The organism is Falsiroseomonas algicola, assembly GCF_011040385.1.
GTDB lineage: Bacteria > Pseudomonadota > Alphaproteobacteria > Acetobacterales > Acetobacteraceae > Falsiroseomonas > Falsiroseomonas algicola.
Genome location: NZ_JAAIKB010000007.1, coordinates 117,329 through 133,853 on the forward strand (window position 1 = coordinate 117,329; position 16,525 = coordinate 133,853).

Here is a 16,525-nt window from a genome sequence, read left to right on the forward strand (position 1 = left end):
GGGGGGCGTCACCGCCCCCACTGCCACTCCATGGAGACGCCGACGCGTTCGCCTGCTTCGCGGTCGCCCGTCTCGGCTTCCACCCGGATGCGGGGCGTCAGGTCCACGCGGACGCCGACGCGCGACGAACCGCTGTCCGTCCCCTGGCGCACGCCGACATAGACGCCATCGGCGATGTAGCGGCCGGCTTCCAGCGTCGGGCCTCCGCGTTCGTCGGGGTTGGTGGCGCGGGAGGCATTCTCGCCGCCGCCGCCCACCGCCAGGCGGTCCAGCGCGAAGGTGCGGCGCAGCCGGTCCAGCACGCCGGAGGCACCGCCGCCCGCGACACCGGTCGCGCCGATGATGGCCTGGGCCAGCTGCGCGCCCTCGAAGGGGCTGAGGTCGCTGACGGGGCGGTCGAAGAGCAGCCGGGCCAGGATCTCGTCCTGGGGCAGTTCGGGGGTGGAGTTGAAGCCGATCTGCGGCGCATTGGCTGGACCGGTGACGGTGGCGCGCACCGTCGTGGCGCCGGCGCGGCTGCTGGCTTCCAGATCCAGCTCCGGGATCACGCCGCCCTGGAAGTCGAGCCGCCCGCGGCTGAGCGTCAGGCGGCGTGCGAGCACGCTGATCTCGCCCCGCCGCAGCGAGATGTCGCCGCCGATCTCCGGCGCATCGGCGCGGCCGCCGATCTGCAGGCTGCCGCCGAATTCCGCATCCACGCCGCGGCCGCGGACGAAGATGTTGCGCGGCGCCTCGACGCGCAGCGCCAGCGTGATGGGGGCGGAGGGTTCCTCCGGCGCCTGGCGGGTGCGGCGGGGTGGCGGCGCGGGCCGGCCGGGCACGCGGCCGACTTCCGTCACGGTGCCGAGGCTGCGGACGGAGCCGGGCAGCTGGTCGGGGATGCGGATGTCCATCCGCGCGATGCGGATCGGCCCGGCGATGGCGAGCCCGGTGCCGATCGCGCCGGTCACGGTGACGTTCGCATCGAGCGTGGCGCGGATGAGGTCCGAGGCGACGGGCTGCGCGGCATCGGCGCGCAGCAGCAGGTCCACCGGGATGCCATCGGTCAGCGGATCGACGGTGCCGGCCAGCGTGATGCGCCCCTGGCCGGCGGTGCGACCCGCGAGGTCGAGGCGGAGCCGCGTGCCATCGGCGCGGATGGTGCCGCCGAGATCGGTGAAGGCGACGCCCAGCACCGCGTTGCGCCAGGACCCGTTGGAGATCCGCGCCTCGCCGCCCAGGACGGGGGCGGAGAGGGTGCCGGAGGCCCGCAGCGCCACCTGCGCGCGGCCGGCGACGCGGTCGGCGCCGGCGGCCAGCAGCGGGCCGGCCAGGCCGCCGATATCGATGGGCCCGTCCAGCGCGCCCTCGATCCCGCCCTGGGCATTCAGGCGGCCCGTTGCCGTCAGCCGCGTGGCGTTGCCCATGCTGGCGGTGGCGCGGAGCGTCGAGAGGCCGGCGGCGTCGCGCCGGATATCGGCGTTCACCTCCCCCGCCGGCAGGCCGCGGGTGGCGGCGGCCCGGAGGCCGGTGCCGCGCAACGTCGCCGTCAGTTCGGGGGCGGTGGTGCGGCCGGTGATGCGGGCATCGGCGGTGACGCGGCCGGCGGGCTCCACCCCCGGGGCGAGGGGCGCCAGCGTCGCCAGGTCCGGGATGGCAAGGCCGACGCGGACATCGGCGCGTTCGGGTCCCCAGATCCCCTCCGCCCGCAGCGTGGCGCCGCGGCTGGCGGCGAGGGAGAGGGCACCGATCTCGATCGCGCCATCGGGGCGCTGGGTGATGCGGCCGGGGGCGGCCAGGCGGATCGTCTCCCCGCCCGTGGTCGCGCGGAAGGTGGCGAGGTCGATGCGCCGGGCGCCATCGGGCTGGGTGGTGACGCGGCCGCGGGTCTCCGCCTCGATCTCCATGGCGCGGCCGGAGGCGCGGAACTCGGCATCGGCGAGGGTGCCGGTAACGCTGGCGGCGAGGTCCCGCGCATCGACGCCGCCCGCCAGCAGGCGCGGGGCGGTGAGGCGGGCATCGAGGTGCTGCGCGCCGTCGCGCGAGGTGCCGGTGGCTTCCAGCCGGATCGCGCCGGCCAGAGGCTGGCCCGCCAGCGCGGAGAGCGGCGCCAGGTCGGGGGCGTCGAGCCGGGCCGTGCCCTCGAAGACCGGGCCGGCCAGGGTCAGCAGCCCGGTGGCCTCCAGCGTGGCGGGGCCGAGGCGGGCGGTGGCGGTGCGGAGACGGAGCGCGCCCTCGCCCTCCGGCCCGCCATCGAGGTCGAGCGCCAGGGGCAGGCCCTGGTAGCGGCCTTCCAGCGTGGCCTCCACCGCTGGCAGCGTGGCGGGGGTGGCGATGCGGGCGTCGAGCTTCAGCCCCTCCAGCACCTGGCCGGCGGCTTCCAGCCGTTCGGAAGCGGCGGTGACGGTGAGGGAGGGGTTGGCGGCCTCGCCCCTTGCGGTGCCGGCAAGGCGGAGCGCGCCGGCGACGCCGGGCACGGCGCCCTCCGCCGCCGCGACGTCGGCGGCGAAGCGGAGGTCGAGCGTCGTGCCGACCAGGCCGGAGGCCTCGGCCTGCAAGGCGGCGCCGCGGATGGTCAGCAGCGCGATGCGGTCCGGCAGGGTGGCGCGGAGGCTGGCGCGGGGGGCGGGGCCGAGCAGGGCGGCGGCGGGGGCGATGGAACTCCCGAAACCCTCAGGGGCCAGGGTGAGGTCGATGGTGGGGGTGGCGATGGGCCCGTCGGCCTTCACCGTCGCCTCGAGGCTGGTCCAGGAGACGGGTGCCTCTGCCAGCAGCGGGGCGAAGATGTCGCTGCCGGGCAGCGCCAGGCTGGCCTCCGCGCTGATGGTGCTGCCATCGGGCAGGATGCGGCCGGAAGCCACCACCACGCCGGCACGGCCCGCCAGGCGCAAGGCGGCCAGATCCACTGCGCCGTCCGGCATGCGGCCGCCGCGGATGGCGATGTCGAGCGGGCCGGCAAGCTCCGCCAGCGGGGCGTCGAGCAGGCCGGAGGCATCGATGCGGCCGGTGAGGTCGGCGCCGAGGCGCGTGGCGTCCGGCGCACGAACCGTGCCTTCCAGCGTGGCGCCCAGGCCGGGCCCCGCATCGGCACGCAGCCGCAGCGCCGCGGCCTCCGCGGGGCCGTCCAGTTCCAGGTCGATCGAGGGGGCGCGGCCGGCCAGCCCCGCGATGCGTGCCACCGGACCGTCAGCGGCGCCGCGCAGGGTCAGGCGGGCGGACAGGCGGCCGCTGCCGGGGCGGAGCGAGGCCTCCAGGCCGATGGCGTCCTCGGCGTCCAGCGCGTTCACGTCCAGCGCCGCCGTCAGGCCCCAGGGGTCAAGGCGCGCATTGCCGGCCAGGCGCAGCGCGGCCGGGGTGCCGGCCAGGGCGGGGCCGATCTCGATCCGCGCGACCTCCAGCCGGTCCAGCTGGATGCCGAGGGGGAGTTGCGGCAGGTCCGGGATCAGCGGGCCGGGGGGCTCGGGCTCGGTGGGCTCGGGGCCGGCCTCGGGCAGGCGGTGCAGCGCCAGGCGGTCTGCGGCCAGCAGCGTCACATGCGCCTCCCGCCCCAGCAAAGCGAGGGGATCCCAGGCGAGGCGGGCATTCTCGACCTCCAGCCAGATGCCCTGGCTGTCGGCCATGGTGATGCGGCCGAGGGTGAGGCGACCGGGGAGCGGGCCCTGCAGGCCCTCCAGCGTCAGGCCGGGCACCTGGGCGGAGACGAGCGCGGCGATGCGGGCGCGGCCGCTTTCGCTGTTGGCGTAGAGCAGCGCGCCACCGATGACGAGGACCGGCAGCAGGACCAGCGCCAGCAGCACGCCGCCGACCCAGCGCAGCCAGCGGAAGCGGCGACGGGGGGGCGGCGCGGCGGGGGCCTCAGAAGGCCTGGCCAAGCCCGACATAGATGCCGTAGCCGGCATCCCCTTCCTGCTTGTTCAGCGGCACCGCGACATCCAGCCGCACCGGGCCGATGGCGGTGGCGTAGCGCACGCCCACACCGGCGCCGAGGCGCACATCGCTGAAGGACGGCGTTTCCGTCTGACCGACGCTGCCGGCATCGACGAAGGCGACCATGCCGAGATTGCCGCGCACGCGCTGGCGCAGCTCGGCCGAGGCCTCGACCAGGGAGGAGCCGCCATCCGGCCGGTTGCGGGCATCGCGGGGGCCGATGGACTGGTAGCTGTAGCCGCGGACCGATCCGCCGCCGCCGGCATAGAAACGCTTGTCCAAGGGCACGGCGCGATCGGCGCCGACCAGGCTGCCGAGCGTGCCGCGGAGGGCCACGACCGATCCGCCATCGCTGGTGAAGTCGTAGTAGGTGCGGAGCGTGCCGAGCGCCCGGATGAAGCCGCCGCCTTCCAGCACATCGGCATAGGGCGTGGCGACGATGCTGGCGCGGATGCCGGAGCGCGGGTCGAGCAAATTGTCGGTGCCGTCGTAGCGCGCGCCGAGCACCCAGCCGGCCAAATGGAATTCCTGCCAGTTGCCGTCGCGGCCGATGCGGCCGGTCTCGAGGCTCGGGCCGGTCTGCAGCACCCAGCGCTCGCCGAAAGGCCGTTCCAGCAGCGTGGAGGCAACGATCGCGTCGCGGTCATAGGCTTCGAGCCGTTCGCGGACCGCGGCCACTTCGGCCACCAGCGTGGTGCGGCCGTCGATCAGGCCGGGGCGGCGGAGGTTGGCGGCGATGCGGCTGTTCACATCCTCCGTGCCGCCGCCGGCGCCGAGGCGGGAGACCGTCGCTTCCAGCCGCAGCCGCTCCGCATTGCCGAAGGCGTTGCGGCGTTCGTAGTAGACGCTGCCGGAGGGGCCGTAATTGGTCTCGTAGCTGAGGTTGAAGCCCGCCGCGTTCCGGGGGCGGTCGGCCAGGGTGTAGGTGACGGGCAGCGCGCCCGTCTCGTCCAGGCGCTGGGCGGCGCGGACGCGGACGCTGTCGAAGGCGCCGAGCGCCATCAGTTCACGCCGCGTGCGTTCCTGCGCGGCGGGCGAATAGGGCTGGCCGGTCAGCCGGCTGGCGACGCGGGCGGTCAGCGCCGGGTTCACGGCGCTGTCGCCGGCGATGAGGGGCGGGGCGAAGCGGGCGGCGGGGCCCGGGGCGAGGACCCAGGTGACGTCCATCGCCTGCGCCTCATGGTCCACCACCACCTCCCGGTCCACGACGGCGGCCAGCGGGTGGCCGGCGCGGCGGAGGCGGTCGATCAGGTCCGATTCGGCATCAAGCACGGGGGCGGAGCGGGCGGGATCGCCCTGCGCCAGGCCCTGGGGCGCGCCGAGGGCGGCAACGTCCTGCGCCTCGGCGGGGGATTGCGCGCGCAGCGCGATGCGGCGGAGCGTGTAGCGGGGGCCGGGGGCGGGGCGGACCTCGACCGGGACGGGCGCGCCGGCGGGACGGGCGGCGAGGCGCTCCGCCAGGCCCGGGGTGGCGGCGGGTTGACCATCGACCAGCACGGTGGCGTCGGCGGCCCAATAGCCTTCGGAGCGGAAGACATCGTCCAGAAGGCGCGGCTCCGCGAGGGCGCGTGCCACGAGACCGAAGCCGTCCACCGGCGCTTCCTCCGCCAGGCGGCGGAGGCGGGAGGCGTCGGTGAGGGCCGAATCCAGCCCCTCCACCCCGCTTGGCGCGATGGTGGTGGCGTAGGGGATGCCCTGCTGTTCCTGCGCCGCCAGGGGGGACGCCAGCAGGAGGCCCAGGGCCAGGATCAGGGTGGCTTGCGGTCTCTTCACTATGCCTCAGCGCGGTTGGGGCGTTCCGGTTCGTGTCGTGCCATTCGCAAAGGGCGCCATTCGGGATGGGGGTTGTGCCCCAGTTGGATGCATGCGGGGTGGAGGCGGCGGCCCGAAGCGGCTACCACTATGACATGGACATTGCACTCGCCGAGACGCTGACGGCCTGGCGCCGTCACCTTCACGCCCATCCGGGACTGACGCTCCAGGAAGGCGACACCGCCGCCTTCGTGGTGGCGAGGCTGCGGGAGATGGGCGTCGAGGAGATCACGGCGGATTTCGCGGGCCATGGGGTGGTGGCGACGCTGCGCCGGGGCGGCGGCAACCGCAGCGTCGGGCTGCGCGGCGACATGGATGCGCTGCCGATCCAGGAGATGAACGAGGGCCTGGCCCACCGCAGCACCATCCCCGGCGTGATGCATGCCTGCGGGCATGACGGGCACACCACCGCGCTGCTGGGCGCCGCCCGGCTGCTGCTGGAGGACAAGGGCTGGACCGGCACCGTCCACCTGGTGTTCCAGCCCGCGGAGGAAGGGGGCGGCGGCGCGATCGGGATGGTCAAGGCCGGGTTGTTCCAGCGCTTCCCGATGGACCGCATCTTCGGCTGGCACAATTGGCCGGGCCTGCCCGTGGGCACCATCGCGGTGCATGACAAGGCCGTGATGGCGGCCGGCGCGCGCTTCGACATCACCTTCGACGGCCATGCCAGCCACGCCGCGCTGCCGCACCTCTCCCGCGACCCGATGGTGGCGGCGGGGCATTGCATCGTGGCGCTGCAATCGGTCGTCGGGCGCAATGTGGACCCGCTGGCGGGCGGCGTCGTCAGCGTGACCATCGTGGAAGGCGGCGAGGCGCAGAACCAGATCCCCGCCCGCGTCGTGCTGAAGGGCACGGCGCGCTGGCTGGCCGACAGCGCCGGGGCGACGATCAAGGAAGGGCTGCACCGCGTGGCCCATGGCATCGCCGCCACCTGCGGCGTGGAGGCCGCGGTGAACTGGCGCCAGGGGGTGGAGGTCACGGCCAACCACCCCGCGGAGCGTGACCTGGCCGCCGGGGCGGCCGCCGCCGTGGCGCCGCTGCGCCGCGACGTGCCGCCGGCCATGACGGGCGAGGATTTCAGCTGGTTCCTGAAGGAGGTGCCGGGCGCCTTCGTCTGGATCGGCAACGGCCCGGCCGAGGATGGCCGGGAACTGCACAACCCCCGCTACGACTTCAACGACGCGGTCCTGCCGGTCGCCAGCGGCTTCCTGGCGGAAGTGGCGAAGCGCGCCTTGGCCGGGGGCTGACGGCGGCTATTTCGGCTTCAGCAGGTCGAAGAGCTTCGAGCCGGGCTGGCCGTTGAGGTAGCTGAACTGCTCCGTATCCGGGTCGGCGCTGCCGCCGCTGACCTTGGCCAGGGCTTCGTCGTCCAGGCGTTGCGGGGGCTTCGGCGCGCCGTCGCGGCTCGGGCGGCTCGTGGGCTTGTCGCGCATGGGATCAGGGCTGGCCGATGGTCCCGCCGAGCAGCTGCTGGATCTGCTGCGGCGTCATGGTGGAGAGCTGGGAGTCGGTCAGAAGCCCGCCCGCCACCTGGTCGAGCGCGGCGTCATCGAGCGGCTGCGGCGCCGGCTTGGGGCTGCCGGGCTTCGGGGGCTGGTCCGTCATCGCGATCCTCCTTCGGCGCCATGATGGCGCGGCCCCGGCGGGGCGCCAAGCAAGCGCCTGCCGATCCGCGCCATGGGAATCGCCTCAGCCGAGAACGCGCTTCAGCCAGGCGCCGCCCTCGGCGGCCGCGCGCCGGGCCGCCGAGACATGGTTCAGGGACCGCAGGAAGCCATGCGCGGTGCCGGGGAAGACGGTCTGCTCCACCGCCACCCCGCTGGCCCGCAGCCTGTCGCCCATGGCGTAGTTCTCGGAGGCCAGGACATCGAGTTCCGCGATGTGCAGCAGGCAGTCGGGCAGGCCGCGCAGGTCGGCGCGGAGCGGGCTGGCCAGGGGGTTCAGCCGGTCCGCGTGGCGGGGCAGGTAGCAGTCGAAGTAGAAGCGCATCTTCTCCCGCGTCAGGAAGTAGCCATCGGCAAATTCGCGGTAGGACGGGGTGTCGAGGTCGGCGTCGAAGACGCCGTAGTTCAGCAGCAGGCCGCGCAGGCGGAGCGCCGGGTCCGTCTCCCGCAGCAGCAGCGCGACGCCCATGGCAAGGTTGGCCCCGGCGCTGTCGCCGCCGACCACGATGCGGGCCGGGTCGAGGCCCCATTCGGCGCCATGCTTCGCCACCCAGCGCACCACGGCCGCGCATTCCTCCAGCGCCTGGGGGAAGGCGGCCTCCGGGGAGAGGGCGTAGTCCGGGCCGATCACGGCGCATCCGCCGCCAGCGGCGTATTCGCGCATCAGCCGGTCATGCGTGTCGATGCTGTTCCAGACGAAGCCGCCGCCATGGATGTAGACCAGCACGGGAAGCCCGGCGGCCGCGCTAGGCTTGTGCAGGCGGCACTGGATGCGCCGGCCGCGGATCGGCAGCCAGCGGTCGCCCGATTCGGCCATGGAGGGGCCGCCGGCCGCGAGCGGGATGTTCAGCGCCTCCGTCGTCGCGCGGGCCTCGTCCAGCGGCAGCGTCAGCGTGATGGGGGGCAGCTTCGCGCCCTCCGCCTCCATCAGCTGGTTGAAGGCGAGCATTTCGGGATCCCAGCGCGGGTCCGGTGCGGGCATGATGGCGTCCTGCGTTCCTCGGTCGGACCATCGGAAGCGTTAACGCGCCATGCCGCAAGCCCCCGTCAGCGTCGCGAGAAGGTCGGTTGTGCCGGGCCCCGGCACCGGCTCATGCTGCGCCGCACCATGAGCCTCACCGCCACCCTCATCCGCCGTCCCGCCGGGCGATTCCACGAAGACGCGCTGTATCGCCCACGCGATGTCGTGCTGGTCGCGGATCCGGCGCTGCCGGTTTCCGCGCTGCTCGCGGCCAACCTGGCCGCGGGCGGGTTCAAGGGCAGGCTGAGCGTCGTCGGCATGGTGGCGGAGGGGCTGCACCCCGTGGCCAGCATCGCCGATCTGGCGGAGGCGCCGGACCTGGCCGTGCTGTCGCTGCCGCCGGAGGCGCTGGAAGGCGCCATGCTCGACCTGGCCGCGCGGGGCTGCCACGCCGCGATCGTGCCGGGCCAGGCGACGGACCTGCTGGCGCTGTCGAAGCGCACGGGGGTGCGGGCGCTGGGGCAGGGCAGCTTCGGCGTCTGCGTGCCCGCGATCGGGTTGAATGCGTCGCTGACCCACCTGGCGCCGCGGCCGGGCAAGCTGGCGCTGGTCTGCCAATCCTCCGCGCTGGCCCGCGCCGTGATCGACTGGGCGGAGGCGGAGAGCGTCGGCTTCAGCCATGTCATCGGCATCGGTGGCAATGGCGACCTCGGCTTCGCCCATGCGCTGGACTGGCTGTCCCGCGACCCCGGCACGGCGGCGATCCTGCTCGACCTGCGGCGCATCAAGAACCGGCGCATGTTCATCTCCGCCGCCCGCGCCGCGGCGCGGACCCGGCCGGTGGTGGCGATCCGGGCGGGCGGGCGGCTCGATGATCCCTCCGGCGTCACCGATGCGGTGATGGAGGCGGCGCTGCGCCGCGCCGCCGTGCTGCGCGTGGCGGGGCTGGATGACCTGCTCTCGGCGGCGGAGACGCTGGCGCGGGTGAAGCTGAACCCGCAGGGCGGGCCGGGGGACCGGATCGCGGTGGTGGGCAATGCCACGGGGCTCGGCCAGATGGCCGCCGATGCGGTGCTGGCCGGCCAGGCACGGCTGGCCGAACTGCCGGAGGCCGCCCTGGCGGCGCTGAAGATCGGCATCGGCGGCGGCTGGACGGGGCGGAACCCCATCACGCTCGGCCCCCGCGCCGGCACCACGCTGGGGGAGGCCGCCGCCATGCTGGCGGGGCTGCCGGAGGTGGATGCGGTGGTCGCGGTCCATGCGCCGGTGCCGGGGGAGGACCCGGTGACGATCGGCGCCGCGCTTTCCGCCGCCGCCCGGGCGACGCGGCGCGCGCCGGTGCTGGTGTGCTGGGCGGGGCAGCATACGGCGGGGGCGCAACGCGCGGCGCTGGCGGAAGCGGGGCTCGCCGTCTTCCCGACCCCGGAAGCGGCGGTGCGCGGCGCGCTGCACCTGCTGCATGACCGGCAGAACCGTGCCGCCGCGGCGGAACTGCCGGGACGGCAGGTGCTGGCGCTGCGGCCGGACCGCGCCGCCGTGACGGCCCTCTTCGCAAAGGTGCGGGCGGAAGGGCGGCTTTCCCTGACCGAGGACGAGGCGTTGTCGGTCCTTTCCGCCTATGGGCTTCCCGTGGTGCCGGGCCGCGTGGCGCAGACGGTGGACCAGGCCGTCGCGGCGGCGGCGGCGATCGGCTTCCCCGTGGTGCTCAAACTCCGCAGCGCGGAGATCGACCGCAAGACGGAGGTCGGCGGCGTGACGCTCGGCCTGCGCAGCACCATCGCGGTGCGGGAGGCGGCGATGGCGATGGTGGCGCGGGTGAAGGCCGAGCGGCCGGACGTGGTCCTTTCGGGCTTCCTGGTGCAGCGGCAGGCGCCGCGGGCGCAGGAATTGCGGCTGCGGCTCGGCGATGATGCGATGTTCGGGCCGCATATCGGCTTCGGCATGGGCGGCACGGCGGCCGACCTGCTGGAGGATGAGGGCTTCGACCTGCCGCCGCTGAACCACACCCTCGCCCGCGCCCTGATCGGGCGGACGCGGGCGGCGAAGCTGCTGGCGGGATACCGCGACCACAAGCCGGTCGATATCGACGCGGTGGTGGAGGCGCTGGTCCGCCTGTCGCAGATCGCCATCGACTTCCCGGAGATCGCGACGCTCGGCATCAACCCGCTTTTCGCCGATGCGGCGGGCGTGCTGGCGGTGGATGCCTCGCTGGAGTTGCGCCCGGCGGGGGAGAGCGCACTGCTGGCGGTGCCGCCCTATCCCGAGGAATGGATGGCGCCCTGGCGCAGCCGTTCGGGGGAGGAGTTGCTGATCCGCCCGATCCGGCCGGAGGATGCGGAAGCGCATGCCGCCTTCTTCCGGCGCCTGACGCCGGAGGACATCCGCTACCGCTTCTTCAGCCAGCTGCGGGAGCTGCCGCGGGTGCAGATCGCCCGCATGACGCAGATCGACTACGACCGGGAGATGGCCTTCGTCGCCATGCGCGCCCTGCCGGATGGGACGGAGGAGATGCTGGGCGTCTCGCGCCTCATCCGCGAATCCGATGGCGAGACCGGCGAATTCGCCGTGGTGGTCGATGGCCGCATGAAGGGGCAGGGACTCGGACGGCTGCTGATGCAGCGGCTGTTCGACTGGGCGCCGGAGGCGGGCATCCGCACCGTGGTCGGCAGCGTGCTGGCGGACAATGCGCCGATGCTGGCCTTCGTGAAGTCGCTGGGCTTCAGCGTGAAGCGCAGCGCGGAGGATGAGGATGTGGTGGAGGCGCGGCGGGTGGTGGCAGAGGGCGTCCATCCGTAGATGCGGGCATCGTTCACATTCGAGTGACTTGGCGGGCGGACGAGAGGGGACCACCGCCATCCGAGGCTGACATGGCTACGACCGGCGCCCTGTTCCGGGGCTCCCGCTTCAACGACACCCTGACCGGCACGGCGGGGGACGACATCCTCTACGGCCTGGGGGGCGAGGACCGGCTGGTCGGCGGGCTCGGCGCGGATACGATGGTGGGCGGGCTCGGTCACGACACCTATGTCGTGAGCGATTCACGCGCGCGGATCATCGAGGCCGCGGACGAGGGCACCGATACCGTCTTCTCCTCCGTGCACTTCTCCCTCGCCGATGCGGGGGATGCGGAGAGGCTGGTGCTGACCGGGCGCGCCGCGATCAACGGCACGGGCAATGCGCTGGACAACGTCATCACCGGCAATGCCTCCGCCAATGTGCTGGATGGCGGCGCGGGGGCCGATACGATGATGGGCGGGCTGGGGTCCGACACCTACTTCATCGACGATGCCGGTGACCGCGTGGTCGAAGCCGATGGCGGGGGGACCGACATCGTCATCAGCGGCGTCAGCTTCGTGCTGCCGCGCTATGTCGAGGTCCTGGAACTGACCGGGGCTGCGATCCTCGGCACCGGCAACGAACAGGCGAACCGCATCACCGGCACGGCCGGCGACAACATCCTGGATGGCAGGCTGGGCGCCGACACGCTGGCAGGCGGCGACGGCAACGACGTCTACGTCGTCGACAATCTTCGTGACGTGGTCACGGAACTCGCGCTGGGGGGCTCGGCCGACCTCGTGCGGGCCTCCATCTCCTGGACCCTGTCGGCGGAGGTGGAGCAGCTTGAACTCGTCTCCGTCTCCGCGGTGCGCGGCATCGGCAATGGCCTCGACAACCTCATCACCGGCAGCGCCGCGCCGAACTGGCTGGATGGAGCGGCGGGCGCCGATACGCTGCAGGGCGGCGCGGGCGACGACACCTATGTCATCGACGATACCGGCGATGTCGTGATCGAGGGTGCCCGCGGCGGGCTCGATACCATCCGCACCAGCGTGCAGCTGCAGGGCGGCCTGGTCGAGCATGTCGAGAACCTGGTGCTGACCGGAAGCGCCGCCATCGATGCCATCGGCAATGCGGCGGCGAATGTGCTGGACGGCAACGGCGCCGCGAACACGTTGGATGGCCAGGGTGGCGCCGACCTGATGCGGGGCGGCGGCGGCGACGACACCTACGTGGTGGACCACCTGCAGGACAGCGTGGTCGAAGTGGCGTCGGCGGGCCGCGACACGGTGGTATCCGCCGTCTCCTTCGTGCTGGGCGCCAATATCGAGGATCTGGTGCTGACCGGCAGCGCCCAGTCCGGCACCGGCAATGCGGGCGCCAACCTGCTGCGCGGCAGCGCCGGCGACAACCGGCTGGACGGCAAGGCCGGCAATGACGTGCTGGTGGGCGGCGCGGGGCGCGACATCCTGACCGGCGGCAGCGGCGCCGACCGCTTCGTCTTCGAGACGCTGGGCGATTCGCGATCGCCCTCCGCCTTCGCGGGCACCTACCACGATGCCGGGATCGACCAGGTGGCGAGGGAGGCTGATGTCATCACGGACTTCAGCCGCGTGGCGGGCGACCGGATCGACCTGCACGGGCTGGTCGATGGCCAGGACGTGCCCGCGCTGACCTTCGTGGGCAACCAGGGTTTCAGCGGTGCCTGGCAGGTGCGCTACGAATACGCGACCCACAGCAAGGTCGGGCTGCTCTGGGTCAATGCCGATGCGGATACGGAGACGGCGGAGTTCGTCGTCGCCATCCAGGGCGTCAGGCTGATCGAGGCGCGCGACCTGATCCTGTAGCCGAGCGCCGCCTTCTCAGCCGGCCGTGGCCTTGATGAGGTCACGGACGCGCTGGGCCGCGGCCGCCCCCTTCAGCGCATCGCGCCAGGCCACTTCCGCCACGCGCTGATGCGCGGCCACCGCTTCATCCGCCGCGGTGATGGAGCCGACGCCGAGGCCGCCATTCGGCGCGGTGTCGGCGGGGAAGGGGGAGGCGACGACATGGGCGCGTTCGCGCCCGCGCATGACCATGAAGCCGCCGGAGGGCTCCGCCCCGGTGGCGATGCCGAGCTGAACGCCGATCGGCACGCTTTCCATCATGGCGGCGATGGCTTCCGCTTCCTGCCGCGCGGCGGCCAGGCAGCGCTGGCGGGTGCGTTCCGGCACCGTCAGCCCGGCGGCGACGCCTTCCGCCAGGAAGCGCTTCAGCGCGGCCTCGCTCAGGATGGCGATGATGGTCGGGCGACGGGAGGCGTGGAGGCGCTTGCGGGCGGCCAGCAGGCCAAGCGCCTGGTCGGCGCTGGCGCGGGCCTGCATGCGCTCCGGCGCCGCATCCGCGGCTTCCGTCCAGGCTTCGCCGACGGCGCCATCGAAGGCATCGCTGGTGACCTGGTAGCAATAGGCGCCGCCGACGAGAAGGATCTGGTCGGCCTGTTCCTCCACCTGGCGGAGGCGTTCCTGGAAGGCGAGGGGACGGGCGAAGTATTCGACGCCGATGCCGAGCAGCGAGAGCGGCGAGATCTTCAGCAGTTCGGCCAGCCGCCGGATCGTGTCCAGCTTGATGACCTCGCCCTTCTCGTAGCGGTAGAGCGCGGCGCGGGAGACGCCGAGGCGGGCGGCGATCTCCTCCGCACGGAGGCCGGATTCGAGCCGATAGGCCCGGAGCTGCTGCCCGATATCCGCGAAGCGCATGCAATCCCCCGTAGGTCGCACCAACAAGACACAACCACGACCGGGAGACAGAATCTCACCTGTGTGGTCCGGGCGCTAAAATGCGGGACGTTCGCGCCTGACGCAACGTGAAAAACGCGGCAAAATTGTATCGCGATGCGGGAGAATGCCGCTTCAGGTTGTAAAACACCGAGCGGGCTACAGCGCGCCGCGCGATCCAGCCGCGAATGATTCGCGGTCGCAGCCGAGTTTCCGTGATCGATCCTGACGGCCGGAGATACCCGGATCACTCAAACGAGTGATCCGGATTTGATATCACAACTTCGTGTTCAGGCGTCCGGCGCCACCTTGTGGGCGGCCATCGTCTCCAGCGCCTTCACCAGCCCCGAATGGTCCCAGGCCGCGCCGCCCAGCGCCGCGCAGGCGGCCATGAGCTGGGCGGTGGAGGCGGTGTTGGGCAGCGCCACGCCGAGCTCCTTGCCGGCGGACAGCGCCAGCGCCAGGTCCTTCTGGTGCAGCTCGATCCGGAAGCCCGGGTTGAAGGTGCGCTTGATCATCCGCTCCCCGTGCAGTTCCAGGATGCGGGAGGTCGCGAGGCCGCCCATCAGCGCCTGGCGCACCTTGGCCGGGTCGGCGCCGGCCTTGGAGGCGAAGACGAGGGCCTCGCCCACCGCCTCGATCGTCAGCGCCACGATGATCTGGTTGGCGACCTTGCAGGTCTGGCCGGCGCCGTTCTCCGTGCCGACCAGGGTGATGTTCTTGCCCATCTTCTCGAAGACCGGGAGCGCGCGGTCGAAGGATGATTGGGCGCCGCCGACCATGATGGTCAGCGCGGCGTTCTTCGCGCCGACCTCGCCGCCGGAGACGGGGGCATCGAGGTATTCGCCGCCCAGCGCCTTGATCTTCTCGGCAAAGACCTTGGTTGCCGTCGGGCTGATCGAAGACATGTCGATGACCAGCGTGCCGGGCTTGAGGCCGGCGGCGACGCCATCCGCGCCGAACAGCACGGCTTCGACATCGGGGGTGTCGGGGACCATCGTGATGACGATCTCGGCGCCCGCCGCGACGGCGGCGGCGGTCGGCGCCACCGCGAAATTGGCGCGGTCCTCGGCGGTGAGCGACTTCCGCTCCACCACCGTGACGTCATGGCCCGCGGCCTTGAGGTGGCCGGCCATGGGGCGGCCCATGATGCCGAGTCCGAGGAATCCGATGTTCATGCGTTCTCTCCGTGAAGCGTGTCGGCGGTGGTGAAGCGGATGCCCTGCGCTTCCAGCCGGGCGCGGCTGGCATCGAGCGCGGCGGCATCGCCAAGGCGGGAACAGGCATCCTCGACCACCCAGGTCTCGAAGCCCGCGGCGGCGGCGTCCTCCGCCGTCCAGTCCACGCAATAGGGGCGGGTGATGCCCGTGATGAAGAGGCGCCGGACACCGACGGCGCGCAGCCATTCCGCGAGGCCGGTGCCGGTGCTGCGGTCGTTCTCCCGGAAGCCGGAATAGCTGTCGATTTCGCGGCGAAACCCCTTGCGGAGGATCATCACGACCTTGGCCTGGTCGAGATCGGGGTGGATGGCGGCGCCGGGCGTGGCGCGCACGCCATGATCCGGCCAGAGGACCTGGGTGCCGTAGGGCAGTTCGACGGTGTCCAGCGGCGCCTTGCCGGGATGCTGGCTGGCGAAGGACAGGTGCCGGGGATGGTGCCAGTCCTGCGTCACCACGGCGCGGGCGATGGGGCCGGCAAGGACGCGGTTGATCACGGGGATCACCGCCTCCGCCCCCGGCACCGGGAGTTCGTCGGGACACAGCGCCATGAAGGTGGGCTGCGGGTCCACGACCAGCAGCAGATCCGCCTCCGGGTGCAGGGTGAAGGGCACGATCAGCCCTTGTAGGGGGCGAACCAGCCGAGGCCGGCCACCGTCTCCGCCGCCGGCTTGTATTCGCAGCCGATCCAGCCGCGGAAGCCGAGCTCGTCGATCTTCCTGAAGACGAAGGGCCAGTTGACCTCGCCCGTGCCGGGTTCGTTGCGGCCGGGATTGTCGGCGACCTGCATGTGCGCGGTGATCGGCAGGTACTTCTCGATCCGCTTCACCAGGTCACCCTCCGTGATCTGGCAATGGTAGAGGTCGAATTGCAGGCCGACCTTGTCGGCGCCCACGGCCTCGATCACCGCGGCGCCCTGGGCCAGGGTGTTGAGGAAGAAGCCCGGGATGTCGCGGTGGTTGATCGGCTCGATCACCGGCTTCACGCCAGCGGGGTTCGCCTGCTCCGCCGCCCAGGCGAGGTTGGCGGCCAGCGTGCCGGTCATGCTGTCATGCGCGACGCCGGCCGGGGCCAGGCCGGACATGACATGGATGCGGGGGCAGGAGAGGGCGGCGGCGTAGTCGAGCGCCCGCTTGAAACCCTCCCGGAACTCGGCCTGGCGGCCCGGCAGCGCCGCCTGGCCGCGCTCGCCCTTCGTCCAGTCGCCGGGCGGCGCGTTGAACAGCACCTGCTGCAGGCCGTTGTCGCGCAGGCGGCCGGCGATGTCGCTGGCCGCGAAGTCATAGGGGAAGAGGAACTCCACCGCCTTGAAGCCTGCCTTGGCCGCGGCCTCGAACCGGTCGAGGAAGGGCACCTCGTTGAACATCATCGAGAGGTTGGCGGCGAAGCGCGGCATGGTCTGTCTCCTGTCCCTGGCCCGTGATTCCTTGG

General features: G+C 72.8%; 12 protein-coding genes. 3 read left to right on the forward strand and 9 right to left on the reverse strand.

Annotation, left to right across the window (positions count from 1 at the left end; all coding sequences use genetic code 11):
• Positions 1-8: 8 nt before the first annotated feature.
• Both G3576_RS17955 and G3576_RS32615 read right to left on the reverse strand, forming a co-directional pair.
• Positions 9-3,851, reverse strand: coding sequence for a translocation/assembly module TamB domain-containing protein (locus G3576_RS17955; protein WP_164695815.1), 3,843 nt, complete (start codon positions 3,849-3,851; stop codon positions 9-11).
• A complete protein-coding gene (locus G3576_RS32615; RefSeq protein ID WP_164695816.1) occupies positions 3,835-5,679 on the reverse strand; it encodes an autotransporter assembly complex protein TamA in 1,845 nt (614 codons plus the stop codon). Before G3576_RS32615 ends, G3576_RS17955 begins: the two co-directional genes overlap by 17 nt.
• A gap of 134 nt (positions 5,680-5,813) precedes the next feature.
• Between G3576_RS32615 and G3576_RS17965 the strand changes: the two genes are divergently transcribed.
• On the forward strand, positions 5,814-6,965 hold the full coding sequence (locus tag G3576_RS17965) for an amidohydrolase (protein WP_164695817.1): 1,152 nt from the start codon (positions 5,814-5,816) through the stop codon (positions 6,963-6,965).
• A 6-nt stretch (positions 6,966-6,971) separates the two neighbouring features.
• Here the strand turns inward: G3576_RS17965 and G3576_RS17970 are convergent, their stop codons facing one another.
• From G3576_RS17970 to G3576_RS17980, 3 genes are all read right to left on the reverse strand, one after another.
• Positions 6,972-7,151 (reverse strand): hypothetical protein, encoded by a 180-nt coding sequence (locus G3576_RS17970; RefSeq protein ID WP_164695818.1) that lies wholly within the window; start codon positions 7,149-7,151, stop codon positions 6,972-6,974.
• Between the two features lie 4 nt (positions 7,152-7,155).
• Positions 7,156-7,323: a hypothetical protein gene (locus G3576_RS17975; RefSeq protein ID WP_164695819.1), complete on the reverse strand. Its 168-nt coding sequence runs from the start codon at positions 7,321-7,323 to the stop codon at positions 7,156-7,158.
• Positions 7,324-7,407: 84 nt separating this feature from the next.
• Positions 7,408-8,364 carry an alpha/beta hydrolase gene (locus G3576_RS17980; protein ID WP_164695820.1) on the reverse strand — a complete coding sequence of 319 codons (957 nt, stop codon included), beginning with the start codon at positions 8,362-8,364 and terminating at the stop codon, positions 7,408-7,410.
• 111 nt (positions 8,365-8,475) lie between these two features.
• Between G3576_RS17980 and G3576_RS32335 the strand changes: the two genes are divergently transcribed.
• Together G3576_RS32335 and G3576_RS17990 are read left to right on the forward strand one after the other, a co-directional pair.
• The gene (locus G3576_RS32335; protein ID WP_268888555.1) at positions 8,476-11,139 is read left to right on the forward strand and encodes a bifunctional acetate--CoA ligase family protein/GNAT family N-acetyltransferase; all 2,664 of its coding nucleotides are present in this window, start codon (positions 8,476-8,478) and stop codon (positions 11,137-11,139) included.
• 71 nt (positions 11,140-11,210) lie between these two features.
• Positions 11,211-12,968, forward strand: coding sequence for a type I secretion C-terminal target domain-containing protein (locus G3576_RS17990; protein WP_164695821.1), 1,758 nt, complete (start codon positions 11,211-11,213; stop codon positions 12,966-12,968).
• A gap of 15 nt (positions 12,969-12,983) precedes the next feature.
• Here the strand turns inward: G3576_RS17990 and G3576_RS17995 are convergent, their stop codons facing one another.
• The 4 genes from G3576_RS17995 to otnI form a co-directional block, all read right to left on the reverse strand.
• Positions 12,984-13,859, reverse strand: a complete 876-nt coding sequence (locus tag G3576_RS17995; RefSeq protein WP_164695822.1) for a helix-turn-helix domain-containing protein — start codon at positions 13,857-13,859, stop codon at positions 12,984-12,986.
• A gap of 308 nt (positions 13,860-14,167) precedes the next feature.
• Positions 14,168-15,055 carry a 2-hydroxy-3-oxopropionate reductase gene (locus tag G3576_RS18000; RefSeq protein ID WP_164695823.1) on the reverse strand — a complete coding sequence of 296 codons (888 nt, stop codon included), beginning with the start codon at positions 15,053-15,055 and terminating at the stop codon, positions 14,168-14,170.
• Positions 15,052-15,708 (reverse strand): nicotinamidase, encoded by a 657-nt coding sequence (locus G3576_RS18005; RefSeq protein ID WP_328729310.1) that lies wholly within the window; start codon positions 15,706-15,708, stop codon positions 15,052-15,054. The genes G3576_RS18000 and G3576_RS18005 overlap by 4 nt, the downstream gene beginning before the upstream one ends.
• A 2-nt stretch (positions 15,709-15,710) precedes the next feature.
• Positions 15,711-16,490: a 2-oxo-tetronate isomerase gene (otnI, locus tag G3576_RS18010; protein WP_164695824.1), complete on the reverse strand. Its 780-nt coding sequence runs from the start codon at positions 16,488-16,490 to the stop codon at positions 15,711-15,713.
• Between the last annotated feature and the right edge of the window lie 35 nt (positions 16,491-16,525).

Coding starts and splice junctions, on each gene's coding strand:
- G3576_RS17980 (WP_164695820.1), bottom strand. CDS start 8,364: ATGCCCGCACCGGACCCGCGCTGGGATCCCGAAATGCTCGCCTTCAAC.
- G3576_RS17975 (WP_164695819.1), bottom strand. CDS start 7,323: ATGACGGACCAGCCCCCGAAGCCCGGCAGCCCCAAGCCGGCGCCGCAG.
- G3576_RS17995 (WP_164695822.1), bottom strand. CDS start 13,859: ATGCGCTTCGCGGATATCGGGCAGCAGCTCCGGGCCTATCGGCTCGAA.
- G3576_RS17970 (WP_164695818.1), bottom strand. CDS start 7,151: ATGCGCGACAAGCCCACGAGCCGCCCGAGCCGCGACGGCGCGCCGAAG.
- G3576_RS18000 (WP_164695823.1), bottom strand. CDS start 15,055: ATGAACATCGGATTCCTCGGACTCGGCATCATGGGCCGCCCCATGGCC.
- G3576_RS32335 (WP_268888555.1), top strand. CDS start 8,476: ATGCTGCGCCGCACCATGAGCCTCACCGCCACCCTCATCCGCCGTCCC.
- G3576_RS17990 (WP_164695821.1), top strand. CDS start 11,211: ATGGCTACGACCGGCGCCCTGTTCCGGGGCTCCCGCTTCAACGACACC.
- otnI (WP_164695824.1), bottom strand. CDS start 16,490: ATGCCGCGCTTCGCCGCCAACCTCTCGATGATGTTCAACGAGGTGCCC.
- G3576_RS17965 (WP_164695817.1), top strand. CDS start 5,814: ATGGACATTGCACTCGCCGAGACGCTGACGGCCTGGCGCCGTCACCTT.